General features: G+C 38.3%; 18 protein-coding genes. All 18 read right to left on the reverse strand.

The window, feature by feature from the left end:
* Positions 1–2 precede the first annotated feature (2 nt).
* Positions 3–632, reverse strand: coding sequence for an MBL fold metallo-hydrolase (locus JOC49_RS05645; protein WP_204663281.1), 630 nt, complete (start codon positions 630–632; stop codon positions 3–5).
* Between the two features lie 14 nt (positions 633–646).
* Positions 647–1,096, reverse strand: a complete 450-nt coding sequence (gene dtd / locus JOC49_RS05650; RefSeq protein WP_204663283.1) for a D-aminoacyl-tRNA deacylase — start codon at positions 1,094–1,096, stop codon at positions 647–649.
* Between the two features lie 10 nt (positions 1,097–1,106).
* Positions 1,107–3,281, reverse strand: coding sequence for a RelA/SpoT family protein (locus JOC49_RS05655; RefSeq protein ID WP_204663285.1), 2,175 nt, complete (start codon positions 3,279–3,281; stop codon positions 1,107–1,109).
* 109 nt (positions 3,282–3,390) lie between these two features.
* A complete protein-coding gene (locus JOC49_RS05660; RefSeq protein ID WP_204663287.1) occupies positions 3,391–3,909 on the reverse strand; it encodes an adenine phosphoribosyltransferase in 519 nt (172 codons plus the stop codon).
* Between the two features lies 1 nt (position 3,910).
* Positions 3,911–6,244, reverse strand: coding sequence for a single-stranded-DNA-specific exonuclease RecJ (gene recJ / locus JOC49_RS05665; protein WP_204663289.1), 2,334 nt, complete (start codon positions 6,242–6,244; stop codon positions 3,911–3,913).
* Complete coding sequence (locus JOC49_RS05670) at positions 6,241–6,648, reverse strand: LapA family protein (RefSeq protein ID WP_204663291.1); 408 nt, start codon at positions 6,646–6,648, stop codon at positions 6,241–6,243. Before JOC49_RS05670 ends, recJ begins: the two co-directional genes overlap by 4 nt.
* Positions 6,649–6,723: 75 nt before the next feature.
* On the reverse strand, positions 6,724–7,611 hold the full coding sequence (secF, locus tag JOC49_RS05675) for a protein translocase subunit SecF (RefSeq protein ID WP_204663293.1): 888 nt from the start codon (positions 7,609–7,611) through the stop codon (positions 6,724–6,726).
* A 6-nt stretch (positions 7,612–7,617) separates the two neighbouring features.
* On the reverse strand, positions 7,618–8,913 hold the full coding sequence (gene secD / locus JOC49_RS05680; protein ID WP_204663295.1) for a protein translocase subunit SecD: 1,296 nt from the start codon (positions 8,911–8,913) through the stop codon (positions 7,618–7,620).
* A 21-nt stretch (positions 8,914–8,934) separates the two neighbouring features.
* Entirely contained in the window at positions 8,935–9,435 is a 501-nt protein-coding gene (locus JOC49_RS05685; protein WP_204663297.1) for a gamma carbonic anhydrase family protein, read from the reverse strand.
* Positions 9,436–9,450: 15 nt separating this feature from the next.
* Positions 9,451–10,803 (reverse strand): thioether cross-link-forming SCIFF peptide maturase, encoded by a 1,353-nt coding sequence (gene scfB / locus JOC49_RS05690; protein ID WP_204663299.1) that lies wholly within the window; start codon positions 10,801–10,803, stop codon positions 9,451–9,453.
* Between the two features lie 57 nt (positions 10,804–10,860).
* The gene (gene scfA / locus JOC49_RS05695) at positions 10,861–11,001 is read right to left on the reverse strand and encodes a six-cysteine ranthipeptide SCIFF (RefSeq protein ID WP_204663301.1); all 141 of its coding nucleotides are present in this window, start codon (positions 10,999–11,001) and stop codon (positions 10,861–10,863) included.
* A 113-nt stretch (positions 11,002–11,114) separates the two neighbouring features.
* Positions 11,115–11,414, reverse strand: a complete 300-nt coding sequence (gene yajC, locus JOC49_RS05700) for a preprotein translocase subunit YajC (protein ID WP_204663303.1) — start codon at positions 11,412–11,414, stop codon at positions 11,115–11,117.
* Positions 11,415–11,479: 65 nt separating this feature from the next.
* On the reverse strand, positions 11,480–12,604 hold the full coding sequence (gene tgt, locus JOC49_RS05705; RefSeq protein ID WP_207754690.1) for a tRNA guanosine(34) transglycosylase Tgt: 1,125 nt from the start codon (positions 12,602–12,604) through the stop codon (positions 11,480–11,482).
* Between the two features lie 17 nt (positions 12,605–12,621).
* Positions 12,622–13,644, reverse strand: a complete 1,023-nt coding sequence (gene queA / locus JOC49_RS05710) for a tRNA preQ1(34) S-adenosylmethionine ribosyltransferase-isomerase QueA (protein WP_204663305.1) — start codon at positions 13,642–13,644, stop codon at positions 12,622–12,624.
* An 11-nt stretch (positions 13,645–13,655) separates the two neighbouring features.
* The gene (locus tag JOC49_RS05715; RefSeq protein ID WP_204663307.1) at positions 13,656–15,347 is read right to left on the reverse strand and encodes a SpoIID/LytB domain-containing protein; all 1,692 of its coding nucleotides are present in this window, start codon (positions 15,345–15,347) and stop codon (positions 13,656–13,658) included.
* Positions 15,347–16,384: a Holliday junction branch migration DNA helicase RuvB gene (ruvB, locus tag JOC49_RS05720; RefSeq protein WP_204663309.1), complete on the reverse strand. Its 1,038-nt coding sequence runs from the start codon at positions 16,382–16,384 to the stop codon at positions 15,347–15,349. The genes JOC49_RS05715 and ruvB overlap by 1 nt, the downstream gene beginning before the upstream one ends.
* Positions 16,385–16,400: 16 nt before the next feature.
* Positions 16,401–17,003 (reverse strand): Holliday junction branch migration protein RuvA, encoded by a 603-nt coding sequence (gene ruvA / locus JOC49_RS05725; protein WP_204663311.1) that lies wholly within the window; start codon positions 17,001–17,003, stop codon positions 16,401–16,403.
* 88 nt (positions 17,004–17,091) lie between these two features.
* Positions 17,092–17,340: a PspC domain-containing protein gene (locus tag JOC49_RS05730; RefSeq protein WP_204663403.1), complete on the reverse strand. Its 249-nt coding sequence runs from the start codon at positions 17,338–17,340 to the stop codon at positions 17,092–17,094.
* Positions 17,341–17,369: the final 29 nt, after the last annotated feature.

The following is a 17,369-nucleotide window of genomic DNA, read 5'->3' on the forward strand; positions in this document are numbered from 1 at the left end:
GGCTACCCCTGAATAAATGGGTTCTTACGACGCTCAAACCCCACAGAACTACTGGCACCATGTCCTGGATAAATAGAAACTGTATCATCCAAGACCATTATTTTTTCAAGAATACCACGTATCAATTGCTTATGATTCCCACCTTCGAGGTCCGAACGTCCTACAGAACCATAAAACAAAGTATCGCCAGTAATAAGAACTTTCTCTGCTGGAACATATAAGCAAATGCCACCAAAAGTATGTCCTGGTGTATGCAAAATCTTAATTTCTATAGAGCCTACCTTGAGCACATCCCCATCACCAATTGTACGGTCTGCTTTAATCTCAACAGGTTTGCCGTGTATTCCAGCAGAAAGATTTTTTGATGCGTCTTTTAGCATATACGCCTCATCATGGTGCAAAATAACATCCGCGCCAGTAGCTTTTTTTAGTTCTGGCACAGCCCCTATATGATCACCATGCGCATGTGTCAACACAATTGCAACAGTTTTAAAATCGTGCTTCTTTAATTTCGATAAAATACGATCCGGCTCAGCACCTGGATCTACCACTATGGCTTCTTTAGAAATTTCATCAGCCAATATATAGCAATTTGCAGCGTAAGATCCAACTGCCAATTTTTCAAGTAACATGCCTCGCCTCCAATCTAAAACGCTTTCTGACTGTCCACCAAAAGTGTAACCGGACCATCATTCTGAATGTCTACTACCATATGCGCCTGAAATTGTCCTGTTTCGACTTTCACACCCATTTTCTCAACCGCATCGACAAAAAATCCATAAAGTGAATTCGCTTCTTCAGGTCTTGCCGCCTTTATAAAACTCGGGCGTCTACCCTTTCGACAATCTCCCAACAAGGTAAACTGAGAAATACAAAGCATTGCACCACCAACATCCAACAAGGATAAATTCATTTTCCCTTCAGAATCCTCAAATACTCTTAGATTTACGATTTTTTCAGCAAGATAAAGCGCATCTTTTTCCAAATCGTTCTCTTCAACGCCAAGTAAAACATTAAATCCTTGTTCAATTGAGCCAACTACTTCTCCATCTACTTTAACGGATGAGTAATTGACCCGTTGCACAACTGCACGCATTCTGCCTCCTCTATGAACTTACACGTTTAACTTCAATGATTTCTTCTAATGATTTCAAACGTCGCATCAATTTGTTGAGTTCTTCTATATCTGAAATTTCAATTTCAAGATTAACAATTGCAATTCCATTTTTATCAATTTTAGCATTAATTCCCGTCATGGCCATTTCCATTTCCTGCACCATAATGGTTATATCAGAAAGCAAACCTTTTCGATCTGAAGAAACAATTTGAATATTTGTAGCATAAGCAGTTTCAGTATTGGATGCCCATTCCACTTCTATGAATCGATTTTCAGCATCTTCAGTCTTTTCAAAATTTTGACAATCACTTCTATGAATGGTTACACCACGACCCCGTGTTACATAGCCAATAATGTCATCTCCTGGAACCGGGGAACAACATTTTGCAAAGCGAACTAAAATATCATCAATGCCCTTTACAACAACGCCAGTGTCATTCTTCCCAGATCGTTTCCGCTTCTGATGGTCATCAGACTTTTCTGGAATTGGCTTATTTCTCAATTGTTCTTCTTTTTGCTCTCTATGGTAACGTTCCTTAAGCTTTGGAACGACTTGATTGGTTAGTATGCCACCATATCCAATAGCGTTATACAAATCTTCAAGGGATTTCAAACTAAGTCGTTTAAGAATTGGCTCCAAGTAGTCTGTTGAAAGCACCTGTTTAACAGGTAGATTCTGTTTGCGAATTTCACCTACAAGTATTTCCTGGCCTTTTTCAACATTTTCATCACGACGCTCTTTTTTAAACCACTGCTTGATTTTTTGTTTGGCCTGTGTACTTTTAACAAATTTCAACCAATCTCTAGAGGGTCCATTTGCAGATTTGCTCGTCATAATTTCAATCCGTTGACCATTTTGGAGTTGATAATTTAAGGGCACAATCCTGCCGTTCACTTTCGCCCCAATACATTTGTTTCCTACTTCTGAATGTATCTTATAAGCGAAATCTACAGGTGTCGAACCCAGTGGCAAATCCATAACTTCACCATTTGGTGTAAATACAAACACTTCTGTACTAAAAAGATCCAACTTCAATGAGTTCATAAATTCGCCTGGATCTTTTAAATCGCTTTGCCACTCCATCATTTGACGTAAAGATGAAATTTTATTTTCCATCTCAGTATGTTTGTCACTGCTGCCTTCTTTATATTTCCAATGTGCCGCAATACCAAATTCTGCAATTTCATGCATTTCCTGAGTTCTTATTTGTATTTCAAATGGTTCTCCATTCCCCATAAGCGTTGTATGCAAAGATTGGTAAAGATTGGGTTTTGGCATAGCAATATAGTCTTTAAACCGACCTGGAATCGGCTTCCAAAGTGTGTGAACTGCCCCTAAAGCACTATAACAGTCTTTTATATCACGACATACAATTCGAATCGCTGTCAAATCATATATTTCATCAAACTCTTTGTGTTGATATTTCATTTTTTTATAGATACTATAAAAGTTCTTTGGTCGGCCATAGATTTCAAAGTCTAAATGAAGGGCTGTAAGTGATTTTCGAATTTGGTGAATGTAATCGTTGATAATAGATTCACGTTCAGTCCGTTTACGGTCAACTTTTCTCACCAAATCTCGATACCCTTCAGGATCTAGATATTTTAAACTTAAGTCTTCAAGTTCCCATTTGATTTTTGATATTCCCAAACGATGGGCAATGGGCGCGAAAATTTCCAAGGTTTCTTCAGCTTTTTCCTTTTGTTTTTCAAGCGACATAGCACCAAGTGTTCTGATATTGTGTAACCGGTCCGCTAATTTAATAAGAATAACCCGAATATCACTGGACATGGCAAGAAACATTTTTCTCAAGTTTTCAACCTGTTGTTCTTGCTTGGTTTCATAATTGATAATGGCAAGTTTTGTGACACCATCAACCAAAGCCGCAACATCGCTTCCAAATTCACGTGTTACATCCTCTAGAGTTACCGCCGTATCTTCAACCGTGTCGTGTAGTAGGGCCGCAATAATCGTCTCTTCATCCATTTCAAGTTCTGCCAATATCAAGGAGACATTGGCAGGATGATTAAAAAACGGAGTCCCGTCTTTTCTGAGTTGCCCTGTATGTGCCCTATCACCAAAATCATATGCCTTGGATACATTGGTTAAGTCGACATAAGGTGCGTATTTATTCAGTTCTTCCAAGTAGCCTTCTTTATTCATTCAAACACCTGAAAACTTTCTAAGTATTAATAATAGTCCGTCCAAAAATAATTGAACGGACTATCTAACCTTTATTTTACAGTTTTAAGAGCACTCTGACAACAGTTTTTTATGAATCATAACCGACTACTGTGTATACATTATACCCTTCAAGCACTTCTCGTCCATTCAAAAAGTTAAGTTCAATCAAAAAAGCCAATCCTGCAACTTCCCCACCCAGTTTTTCAATGAGCTCACAAACAGCCTTAGCTGTCCCCCCAGTTGCAAGTAAATCATCAACAACTAGAACTCGGTCCCCTGGTTTAATTGCATCTTTATGAACTTCTAAAACATCTTTACCATATTCCAACTCATATTCATGTTGAAGTGTTTCTCCAGGCAATTTGCCAGGTTTACGAATGGGCACAAATCCTTTTCCGGTCATAACTGACATAGGCGCTCCCATCAAAAAACCTCTCGCTTCTGGACCTACAATTACATTATAGTCAACACCTTCAAGTTGATCGATACAAGTTTGAATCGCTTCTTTATAGGCATTCCCATCTAAAAGTAATGTTGTAATGTCCTTAAAACTAATTCCCGGTTTAGGGAAATCTTCAATGACCCGAATTTTAGATTTAATATCCATACTATTTCCTCCTTGCAGCCCCACTTAATGCATCTTTTAGATCCTTAAAAAGTGGCACCTCATCTAAATTGATTTTTTGTTCCGGTTTTGGTAAAAATTTGAGTTCAAGTTCCTTGTTAAAAAGTGTGTAAGATAACAATTTCATTTCACTAAGCAAATCCAAACAAAATAAAACTTTTGCAAGTGACATACGCACTTTTTTTGAAACCTCATCCAGATTGGTTTTATTAAGCTGAAAAACTTGCTTATAAAAGTAAACCAGATCTTCACGGTTCGGTATAAACGTATTGAGGGGTTCATCCTCATCTAGTCTGTGTAACTTGAATTCTACAGGGGTTGAATCGAGAGTCAATGGCATAAAAACAACATCAAGATAACCCTCGCGAGATTCTAATCGATCCAAATTTCCAAAATGTAGTGTATAGCGATAAAAATTTCGGCCCATGACAAAATCTCTAAATGCCAGAAGCCCTCTATAAGTATCAACAATTAACACGTCTTTATCTTCTGACTCTATAAGTTTGGTTAAATCTTGCGGTAAAATTTTATCATAATTAAAAGACAAATGTCTATCTAGGCTATAATAGTTATAAAATGCTTTCTGAAACCCAAACTCTAAAGCGGGCTTTACAGGCAATTTATCCTTAATTAAATCTTGGATTAAAAACTGTATGGTTTCAACACCCATAAAGTGGTTCTTCTCAAGATTAATCAAAAGATGTACAGGATCTGATTTTCGAATGGCTTCAATCCATTCCACTTTATTGAAAGCGATGGCATCATAAACACGAAAACCATCATTGACAATAAGTTTTAAATGATTTTGTGTTTTCCCAATGATACGGTAATCGTCTATCTTCAGATTTTCAAAAACAAACTGAGGTTTTGGATTGCCAATGCCAAAAGGCTTTAAGTGTTCAATTGCTTCAACCAAATCATGTGTAATCATTTGCGGTTTTAAAAGACCATTTACATTTCTTGTCGTTGCCAACTTATATTTCGGAATATTGTCCAAACCATACTGATATAGAGCAGCCTTTAAGGCAGAAATGTTTTCAGCTTTAAAACTCAATCCTGCTGCCTGCTCATGGCCACCAAATTTTTCAAAATAGTGTTTGAACGTACTCAAGACTTCAAAAATGCTAATTCCAGTAACACTTCTAGCAGAGCCTTTTGCCATACCATCTTCAACATTTAATACGATGGCAGGTCGTTCATATTTTTCAGTAAGCTTTGAAGCAACAATACCTATAATACCGGTATGCCAATTTTCGCCAACAACCAGTAGTATGCGTTCATTTTCAAGATCAATGTGATGCCTAATATAATAATCGGCTTCCTCCATAATTGCTCTTTCTTGGGCCTGTCGTTCAGCGTTTAAAACACTTAAACTTTTTGCAATTTCAAGCGCTTTAAAATAGTCCTTTTCAAGCAACATGTCAACCGCAATGGTTGGGTTTCCAATTCTACCTGAAGCATTAATTCGAGGCGCAATCACGAATCCAATATGGCCTGCCGTTACTTCACGATCCGTTAAATTTGCCTCGGCCAATAGGGCTTGAACACCTGGATTTGAAGTGTGATTCATATGTTCGAGTCCAATTTTTGTAATAATTCGGTTTTCATCCACGAGTGGTACAATGTCAGCAACAGTTCCTAAAGCTGCAATGTCAATGATTTGGGTATAAAACTTTTCAAAAGCATCACCCAGCATAGCTTGTGCCAACTTTAAAGCCACACCACATCCTGCTAACATTTGAAATGGATACCCACCTCTTTTAGGATTAACCACTGCAATGGCGTCTGGTAATTCTTCCTGGCATTCGTGATGATCGGTTATAATTAAGTCTATCCCTTGAGATTTAGCATAGGCCGCTTGCTCTACTGCAGTAATGCCACAATCCACTGTGATAATAAGCTGACCGCCTTGCGCCTTGATTGCATCAATTCCCATTTCGCTAATCCCATAGCCTTCATCTTGACGACTTGGAATATAATGAAAAGCCTGATGCCCAATATACTCAAAATATTTACTCAAAATAACAATACTGGTAATCCCATCCACATCATAATCTCCGTAAATCCATATAGATTCACGCTTTTCAACTGCCTGTTCGATTCGAGCTTTGGCCAAATCCATATCTATAAGCAACATTGGATCATGCAAACCCTCTAAACTCGGATTCAAAAAACGATTAACAGCTTCCTGCGTAAGCAAATTCCGATCATAATACAGTTTTGCCATCACATTGCTGCAGTCCAAAGACTTTGCCAACTCAGTTATTGAATTTTCAACGTATTCCGGGTATTGCCAAATTGCATTTTGAAAAATCATTCAGTCACCATTTCACTTGTATTTGTTGTTTCAGGTTCTATTTTTTCAGTCTTTTCAGCTTTTAAGGCATCAATTAAGTCTTGTTGATTCTTAACTGTTGTTTCACATTGGTTTAACGCATTTTCAACTTGAGTAATTTTCCCATCTTTTTCCTGCATTATTTTTTGATGGCTATCAAGTTGTTTTTTCAAGTCTTTAATGTTTTTACCACTTTTAATACGTCTAAAGGTATCAAAAATTAACATCGCAATTGCGCCAACCAAAGCCGAACCAATAATTACCAAAGCCAATGGCATGTCCACTTCTGCGAACAAAAAGTTAACCAGTATCACTTCAGCGTTGAAGATTGCAAATAATGTAATTAAAATAGCAAAAATCAAAGTCAATACAACATACAATTGCATAAAGCACCTCCAAATTCGTATGTATAAGGGCTTAAATGCGCAATGACAACCCATTGCGCATTTAATTCATACCCTCTATTTTGATGAATACGCGTCTTTTGATTTGATCTTGTGTCTGAGCAAAGCCCACACTGGGCTTGCAATAAAAATTGAAGAATAAGTTCCCACTAAAACACCAATCAGCAGAGGGAGTGCGAATTCTTTAATTGTAGAAACGCCCAAGAAGTACAAGGACCCAATTACAAAGAGTGTGGTCAACGACGTATTGATGGTTCTTGAAATAGTCTGCCCGATGGAAATATCCGCAATTTCAAAATGTGTCCCTTTTTCCCGCTTTACATTTTCTCTAATTCGGTCAAAAACAACAATAGTATCATTAATCGAATAGCCCACAATGGTTAATACAGCTGCAATAAAGGAAGAATTAACTGTAATCCTAAAAATGGCATAAAGTGATAAAAGAATCAACACGTCATGGATCAAAGCGATAATTGCAGCTAAACCAAACACAGTTTCAAAACGCACCGAAACGTATAAGAGCATAGCAATCGCAGCAATTGCAACTGCCAACAGTGCCCGATTTCTAATTTCAGCGCCAACAGATGGACCAACTTGTTCGGTGCCTCTAATAGCATTTTCATCAACCCCATAAGATGTCATCAACTCTTGGTAGATTGCCAATCTTTCTTCATTGGCAAGCGATTGTTTTGTCTTAATGATAATTTCATTTTGCTCTGTGCCCGCATGAACCACTTCAGGATCAAGTTCATAAGTCGATAGCAACTCTTTAATTTCATCTACCGGTACAGTCTGTTGCAAATCAATTTGCATTAACGTCCCGCCAGTAAATTCAATTCCTAAATTTAGGCCATTCATTATAAAGAGCACAATACCCAGCACAATTACTGCTGTGGAAATTGCAAACCAAAGTTTATATTTTTTCGCAATAGTTACTGTTTTCATTGTTTTTTACCCCCTTGATCCATAGTGTTTTTTTCTGTCTGAGAATCCAAGTGAAAGTTTCAACAATGATTTAGTCACAACAACTGCTGTAAACATACTGGATACAATACCAATCATCAAAGTCACTGCAAATCCCTTAATTGGCCCTTCTCCAAAAGCAAAAAGTATAATAGCCGCTATAAAAGTTGTAACATTTGAATCTATAATTGTACGCATGCCTCTGTGAAATCCGCTATTGATAGAAGCCCTAAGAGACTTTCCAGTGTGAATTTCCTCTTTTAAACGTTCAAATATTATAACATTTGCATCCACTGCCATACCAAGTGACAGCACAATACCAGCAACGCCTGGCAAAGTTAAGGTGGCATTAAACCCAATCATTGCATAAATTACAATTAAACCATAAAGACCAAGAGCAATGGTTGCAATAAAACCTGGAATTCTATAATAAATCAACATATAGACAACCAGTAAAGCCAAACCAACAAGCGCAGCATTTATAGCAGAATTAAGCGAATCAATTCCAAGTGTCGGTCCGATAACAGATGTTTGAATTTCTTCTAATTCAACAGGGAGCGCACCGCCTCTAATTAATAAAGCCAACTCATTTGCCGAATCAAATGTGAAACTACCTTGTATATAAGCTTCCCCATCTGAAATCACAATTTCAGTATAAGGTGCAGATATAATTTCTTGATCCAAAACAATTGCAATTTGTCCTTTTTTTTCTGGATTATCGATCGCTTTTGAAGTCCCCTCAAAAAACAATTCTTTACCAATGGCATCAAATTTTAAAGAAACAACCGGCTCATTATATTGACCCTGGGAAACAAAGGCATCTGCCACATTAGTTCCTGTTAAAATCGGCTCATATTCAATAGCCGCAATGTCCATACCTTCCATAGCTGGGAGGTCTCCTGTAACCAAAACAAATTGCAACAAGGCCGTTTGTCCAATAACATCAATGGCATCCTCTGGGTTCTCAACACCAGGGAGTTCAATCCGAATTCGATTTTCGCCTTGAAGTGTAATAATTGGTTCAGTTAAGCCAAGCTCATTAACACGCTTACCAATAACCTGTTTGGTTTGCTCCATGGTTCTTTCAAGGTCTGTTCCAGTTTCTTCGGTCTTGGCTTCATAAACCACAACCACGCCACCTTCAATATCCAGTCCAAGATTAAGCATCTCACCTGCTGACTTAAGTTCAAATGCGCCCAACGACACACCGTTTGTTGCTACAAAAACTGCGCCTGCAATTACTGCAACAATCAGGAAAAATAAAAGCGTCTCTTTTCCTTTCATGATTAAGTGCCCCCTTAATTTCTAAATATAGTATTTCGATAATTCCACATATTTTAAGGCTGATATCTTAATAGATTCGATTTCTTCTTCCGTTAAAGCGCGCACCACTTTCGCAGGTGCCCCCATAACAAGCGAGCCCGATGGAATTCTTTTGCCCGGTGGTATCAAAGAGCCTGCAGCCACCAGAACATTTTTTTCCACATAAGCGCCATCCAAAAGTATAGCACCCATGCCAATCAGTACATTAGATTCAATCACCGCACCATGAATAATGGCACGGTGTCCTATTGTAACATTTTTTCCAATTTTAACTGGAAAATCTGTACTGGTGTGAACCATACACAAATCTTGAATATTTGTCCCACTTCCAATTTGAATTGGTTCTATATCACCTCTGACTACAGTATTATACCAAATGTTCACATAGTCTTCTAGAACAACTTGTCCAATTACATCGGCAGAATCTGCAACAAAGCATGATTCTCCCACCTCTGGCCCTTTATCTTTAAACTTGTGAAGCATGTTTTCCTCCAGTCACTAGTCTTGGTTTAGTTTCGCATAAATATAAATGGAATTTTCAATACGCTTTTTTTCCATCTCGCAACCTAATGCATAAGGGGTATAAATGTCATTGTTGAAATTATACGCATTTGCATGACACCCACCACTACAATAAAATTTCGCCCAGCACGTTCTGCATTTTTCTTTATTATAAACATGAGCGTTCTTAAACTCACTGGTTAAACCAAAGTCAATAACACCTGCCATCACATTACCCATTTTAAAATGGTCATTGCCCACAAATTGATGACACGGGAAAATATCCCCTTCAGGTGTAATTGCCAAATACTCTGAACCAGCACCACAACCTGATAATCTTTTTATAACACATGGCCCTTGGCCCATATCAATGGCAAAATGAAAAAAGGAAAATTCTTTATCTGTATTGTGCCGTTTTATTAATTCTTCTGCCAATAGATCATACTGCTCTTTCACAACATCAAGATCTGATTCGTCCAAAGCATACGCATCGCCTGGTGCTGCAACCACAGGTTCGATAGATGTGCTTTTAAACCCTAAGTCCGCCATGTGAAGCACATCTTGTGAAAAATCTAAGTTGTTTTTTGTAAAAGTCCCTCGAACATAATAAGCTTTGCCTTTTCGACTTTCTACAAGCTTTTGAATCTTTGGTACAATCACATCGTATGACCCACCACCACTAATGGTATAACGCATTTTATCATTGACGTCACGTCTTCCATCCAAACTTAAAACAACGTTATACATATTATCGTTAAGATAGTCAATAATCTCATCACTGAGCAAAACGCCATTTGTTGTAAGTGTGAATCTAAAATTCTTATTATGTGTTTTTTCCAAAGATCTACCATAGGAAACCAACTGTTTTACAACTTCAAAATTCATCAGGGGTTCACCACCAAAAAAATCCACTTCTAAGTTGCGACGGTTTCCTGAATTTGCCACCAACATATCCAAGGCTTTTTTCCCGACTTCATAAGACATCATGGAACGAGTCCCTTGAAAGTCTCCTTGGGATGCAAAGCAATACGCACATCTCAAATTACAATCATGTGCAATGTGAAGGCACATAGCCTTTACAATAGGACTTCTATTTTGAAATTCAATTGAATTGACATATTTATCATCTGTGAACAACATGTCCTCTTCAATTAAATAATCCACATCACTCAAAGCTTCCCTAACTTCTTCTTCAGAATAAGAGTCTTTTAAGGCTCTAATCACTTCCACAGGTGACTTTTCTGGATAATAATCCAAGACATCAAATACAATTTTGTCAATTACATGAACAGCACCACTGTTCACATCTAAAACAAAATACATGTCTCCCTGCTTAAACTTATGAATCATACGTTCCTCCAATTTCAACAAGAAAAGCAGAGTTCACTCTGCTTTTCACATCGTTACTTATTTATTTTCACACTTTTGATTGCCGACTGTACAAGATGTCTTGCAAGCCGATTGACACGACGTTTGACATTCCCCACATCCGCCATGTGCAGCTGAACTTTTTAACGATCCTCTATTTATTGTTTTTATGTGCTTCATTATAAACCTCCCATTAATCATGTAATCAAATTAAATACAAGATATTATACCATATCCATTAAAATTAAAAAAGACTTATCTAATCAGACAAGTCTTTTCTGGTTTTAATCAAATTACTCTGCTACTGCAGGATCAACCACTTCAGTTTCAGATTTTTCTACTGCAGAAATTGCCCATTTTTTAAATGTCAATTTTGTTCTAGCAGCACCAACTTCCAAAACAAAGTCATCTTCCTTAACATTTAGCACTTTTCCGACAATACCACCAATTGTAACAACAGTATCACCTGAACGCACACTGCTTCTAAGTTCATTGAGTTGTTTTGTTTTCTTTTTTTGAGGTCTAACCAATAAAAAATACATTAGGGCAAAGAAAAAACCCATATACAGAATCAATCCAAAAGTACTCTCCATAACTACACTCCTTATTATTTTCGCTTATGCGTACTCTTTCTTCATTATAACAGAAATAAAATTATTTACAAAAGGGTTTCACCATAATATTTTGCAAAAAATTCATTTCTGAAATCCATCAACCGATCTTCCATAATTGCTTCTCGGACTTGTTTCATTAAATGAATTAAAAAATAGAGGTTATGTGTTGACATCAATCTCGATGATAAAATTTCATCTGCCTTGTATAAATGTCGCAGATAAGCACGTGTATAATTTTTGCACGTATAGCACGTACAATTAGGATCTAGTGGTGTAAAATCACGGGTGTATTTGGCATTTTTTATTGCAATTCTACCTTCTGATGTCATAGCAGTTCCATTGCGGGCAATTCGGGTTGGCAAAACACAATCAAACATATCCACACCCCTTATGACGCCTTCAATCAATGCATCTGGACTGCCAACACCCATCAAATATCTCGGTTTATTTTTTGGAAGTAAGGGAGTTGTATAGTCTAGCACTTCATACATAAGATCTTTTGATTCGCCAACACTTAAACCACCAATACTGTATCCAGGGAAATCAAGCTCAACCAATTCTTTAGCACTTTGCTCTCTTAAGTCTCTAAACATTCCACCCTGAACGATACCAAACAAGGCTTGATTTTCTGTATTTTCAAATGAATCCTTACATCTTTTTGCCCACCTTGTGGTGCGTTCCATAGATTTTTTTACATAATCATAGTCCGCTGGATAGGGTGCACATTCATCAAATGCCATTATAATATCTGCACCTAGAGCTGTTTCAATTTCCATAACACGCTCTGGTGATAAAAAATGACGGCTTCCATCTAAGTGGGATTGAAATTCAACACCCTCTTCACTTATTTTTCTTAAATCGCCAAGACTAAAGACTTGAAATCCGCCGCTGTCTGTTAATATAGGACGGTCCCAATTCATAAATTTATGAAGACCACCGGCTTCCTTCACCAATTCATGTCCTGGTCTCAAATACAAATGATAGGTGTTGGATAATATGATTTGCGCCGCCATGTCTTTTAATTCTTCTGGCGTCATTGCCTTTACAGTTGCTTGTGTTCCAACAGGCATAAAAATAGGCGTTTCAATAACACCATGTGGTGTATGAAGCCGTCCAAGTCGCGCCCCTGTCTGTTTACATTCTTTAATCAATTCATAACGAATCGCCATAATTTCTCCTCTCAGTTTTATAAAATCAACATGGCATCGCCAAAACTAAAAAACCTGTAAGATTCTTCTACTGCAACCCTATAGGCATTTAATATTTGCTCACGTGTCATAAGCGCACTGACAAGCATAATGAGTGTTGATTCCGGCAAATGAAAATTAGTAATCAACCCATCGATACACTTAAACTCATAACCAGGGTAAATAAAAATATCCGTCCACCCATTTTTAGCTTCCAATTGTCCAGAATTATCCGCTATGGTTTCTAGTGTTCGCGTTGTTGTTGTTCCAACGGATATAACCCGTCCACCTGATTTTTTAACCCGATTAATTAGGGCTGCATTGTCTGCACTCAACTCATAGAACTCAGAATGCATTTTATGAGAATTAACATCATCTACTTTTACCGGTCTAAAAGTCCCTAGTCCTACGTGCAACGTAACAAAAGCCACTTCAACTCCCTTTAAACGCAAATCCTCCAAAAGATCTTCGGTAAAATGTAATCCTGCTGTGGGTGCAGCTGCAGACCCATCATGCTTGGCATATACCGTATTATACCGTTTAGCATCTTCTAAAGTTTCAGTGATGTAAGGTGGCAATGGCATTGTTCCAAGTTCATCTAATATTTCTTCAAAAATTCCCTCAAAAGCAAACTCAATAATACGCGTTCCTTCATCCCCTATGCCAACCACTTTGCATGACATTTTTCCGTCTCCAAAGGAAAACTCAGCACCTATTCTAGCTTTTTTTCCCGGCTTAACAAGCGTTTCCCATCTTGTATCGCTTAACCGCTTCAGTAAGAGAAACTCAACACTTGCGCCTGTGTCTTTTACACCAAAAAGACGCGCAGGGATAACTTTTGTATTATTAAGTACAAGACAGTCCCCTTTTTTCAAATACTGTGTTATGTCTTTGAATTTTTCGTGTGTCAAATCACCTGTTTCTCGATTTAGATGCATCAATCTAGATTGAGAACGATCTTCCAACGGCGTTTGTGCAATCAAATGCTGTGGAAGATCAAAATAAAAATCTTTAGTCTTCATCCATTACCCCTTTAATTCGAATATCTTCCATTATAATCTGCCACTAATTCTGTGTCTTTGTAATAATGTTCCAAAATAGACGCATAATCATAGCCAAGTTCTGCCATTTTTTTTGCACCCCATTGACTCATGCCAAGTCCATGTCCATATCCATGTCCATATATGACAACTTTGCCAGTGCGAACAGATATTTCTTCATAAACAGACACAGTATCACGGGATAATAGTGGCGGGTTAAGTGGATTAAATAAATTTAACCGCATTTCCAAACGCCCTCTGCTGGTTTCCTGTCGGACCACTTGATTTTCTAAGAGGGTCCCATAAACACCTTCACTACTTAAAAGCGTCGTAGGACTCATAACAACTCCCGGCATTGGCAGTTGATTTGGAATTTCTGTCACAGCTTTCCCAGCGTCAAATCCAAACAACATACTTTTTAATACTGTTGTTCCTAAAGCAAATCGAGGTGCTTCACCTGTAAGTGTGGCCGTGCTAAATGAGCCTTCAAATTCCATAGAAACCACACGTCCACTCTTTGTCCGTTCCAGTATGCGAATTTTTGACAGCCGTCCAATATTATAGCCGGCTTGCAATAATGCGCCTTCAATATCACGATCTGAAAGTTCTAATGTCCAATCTGTATTTGGTGATCCTGATACCACAGAAAAAACATCTTCAACCGGCGAGATGTACGGAATTCTCGAATGCCATATCAAACCCGCATCATCTGTAAACCCTCCTGAATGAGAATGGTAAAAGCAATCTGCAATTTCATCTTCATAGGTTAAGACCATACCCCTTGTAAGGTCTACCGCTAAATTTGAGTTGGGCGCCTCTACGTTATACCCGCCATAAGCTTGACTGTTCACTGTTGTACAGACATCAAACTCGTATTCTGGATAGCCGCCTATACTTTTTAAGGCAAAACTTCTAGCTGCAACCGCCTGAGCCTTTAACGCTTCAATTGGCCATTTTCCACTCATTTCTTTTGGCAAAACCCCATATAGATAAAATGACATGGGCAACCGATTAATCAGGGTAAAATCACTCCCTGGTAACCGTTTAACTTTAAACCCATATCGATAGTTTAAACTGCCAACTTCGAAAAGCTCAGTTCTAAAGAACACATCACGCTCAGAGTCATAGGCAAAAATAGTTCGGCCATTTGCTTCTATTGCAAGTGAACGTTCAGAAAGATGCATCGCCGTAAAGGTCAATTCAGGATATTTACTTTGAAGGCCCAGCATCTCAGTTCTAGCCGATTCTTCTGTTACGAAATGCCCGATTAAAAGACGGTAGATGCCATCATAAAAAACATAAAAATTACCATCACGTTTTTCAACCTCATTTTGGGCCAATTCAAATGTTTCAAAAGACAAGCCCGAATCGACACTATAACCGCCTTTTACCCGGTTAGACTTATAAACATCTGAATTTGAATCCACATATGCCGATTGGTCACCTGTATATGTGTAAAAACCCAGTTTCATAATTCTAAACGTATCTACTGCTTGAAAATCTACAACCGCTTGTCCACCCTCAATTTCTAGTATAATCCCAGACTCAGTGTTAATCCCAATAGGGTACTCATTATTTTTCCCGAAAATTAATCCCACATCAATCATAGGCTCTATACTGGCAAATGAGGGGACAGCAAAAAAAAGTCCCAGCAAAAATAAAATCGTCAAATTTTTTAACCGCATTACAGCACCTCCCCGAGTGCATCAAAAGCCAATTGTTCCCCTGATGAAATGGGCGCATATCCCAAGTGGATGCGTCCTTTATTTGTAACGACTCGGCCACGTGGGGTTCTCTGAAGAAATCCTATCTGCATCAAATAAGGCTCATAAACATCTTCAATGGTCGTGGTCTCTTCTCCAGTTGCTGCTGCTAAGGTATCCACACCTACCGGTCCACCATCAAAGAAATCAACAATGCTTTCAATTATTTTTCGATCCACTGCATCCAAACCGATTGGGTCAATTTCCAATAAATCTAAAGCTTCTTTAGCAATTGCTCTTGTAATGGTCCCCGTTCCTTTCACTTGCGCATAATCTCTAACCCGCTTCAACAGGCGGTTTACAATACGAGGGGTTCCTCTACTCCGCATGGCCATTTCAAAAGTTGCTTCATCATCAATGGGAATCTGCAAAACATCGGCAGAACGTTTTATGATGCGTCCCAATTCTTCATGATCATACAAATCCAGTTTGCAAATCACACCAAACCGATCGCGTAGAGGCGCCGTCAACTGACCTGCACGCGTTGTTGCGCCAACCAAAGTAAATTTAGGCAAATCAAGTCTCACAGACCTTGCCCCTGGGCCTTTTCCAATTACGATATCAATTGCATAGTCTTCCATTGCAGGGTAAAGAACCTCTTCCACATGCCGACTCAATCGATGAATCTCATCAATAAAAAGAACATCCCCATCTTTCATAGCTGTAAGTATTGCAGCAAGATCACCTGGACGTTCAATTGCAGGACCAGAAGTAATCTTGATGCCAACATTCATTTCATTGGCAATGATACAAGAAAGCGTTGTCTTTCCCAATCCTGGCGGTCCATACAAGAGCACATGATCCAAAGATTCACCTCTTAACCTTGCCGCTTTCATGAAAATTTGTAATTTTTCTTTTGTTTTTTCTTGACCTATATAGTCATCCAAATGATCCGGTCTAATTGATTTTTCCGAATCATGATCTTCTTCTATATGCTTTGGTGTAACAAATCTTTCCATGAATCCTCCCAATGCCTTAACTGTTCATCATCTTTAACAAAGCTGCCTTTATCACTTGTTCTACTGTCATATCTTCAAGATCCATATTTTTAAGGACCCCCTGCGCTTCGCTCCGTGTATAGCCAAGTGTCAACAGTGCTTCAAGTGCATCACTCTGACTGGTGGCTTTGCCAACCCTTTCAGGAGAGAGGGGCTGAGGGTTTTCAAAACCAGCAAATCCTCCTACTTTATCTTTTAACTCAAGGACAATACGCTCCGCAGTTTTCTTACCAACGCCTTGTGCAGAGGTCAAACTTTTAATATCTTTTGACGCAATACTAGCTGCCAAATGGCCATAGGGCAAGGACGATAAGATGCCCATCGCAACTTTTGTTCCAACACCACTTACAGATGTCAACAAATGAAACATTCTAAGTTCTTCTCGTGTTGAAAACCCAACAAGCATAATCAGATCTTCCCTAACAATCATTTCTGTAAATAAAATAACTTCTTCTCCAGGCACACTAAAATCAGATATAGACGGTGCAGATGTAAATACTTTAAACCCAATTCCCTGATTCTCCACAACTATGCTGTCTAAATCCACATGAATCAATTTCCCTTTTATATAATCAAACATGAAAGACTCCGTTTTTTATTTTTATTATACCTTAAAATGCAAAAAAACGCACCTACAAACCGTTAGACGGTTGCAGATGCGCCTTAAATCACTCATACCTGTCAGAATCATCATAAGGATCATATTCTTCCTCATGAACTTCTTCAAACTCAACTTCATCCGGGTCACAGTTTGGTAAAACAATTGCCAAAACAATATAGATTAAAATGGGTGATCCAACACCAAATATAACTGCTAGCGCCCATATCAAACGCACCAAAGTGACATCAATGTTAAAGTAATATGCCAACCCCGCACAGACACCGGCAAGTTTTTCTTCTTTTTCTATTTTACATATTTTTTTCCTGCCATTATTTTGCCTCCCAT

Origin of the sequence: Fusibacter tunisiensis (assembly GCF_016908355.1) — a bacterium.
Classification (GTDB): Bacteria; Bacillota; Clostridia; order Peptostreptococcales; family Acidaminobacteraceae; genus Fusibacter_D; species Fusibacter_D tunisiensis.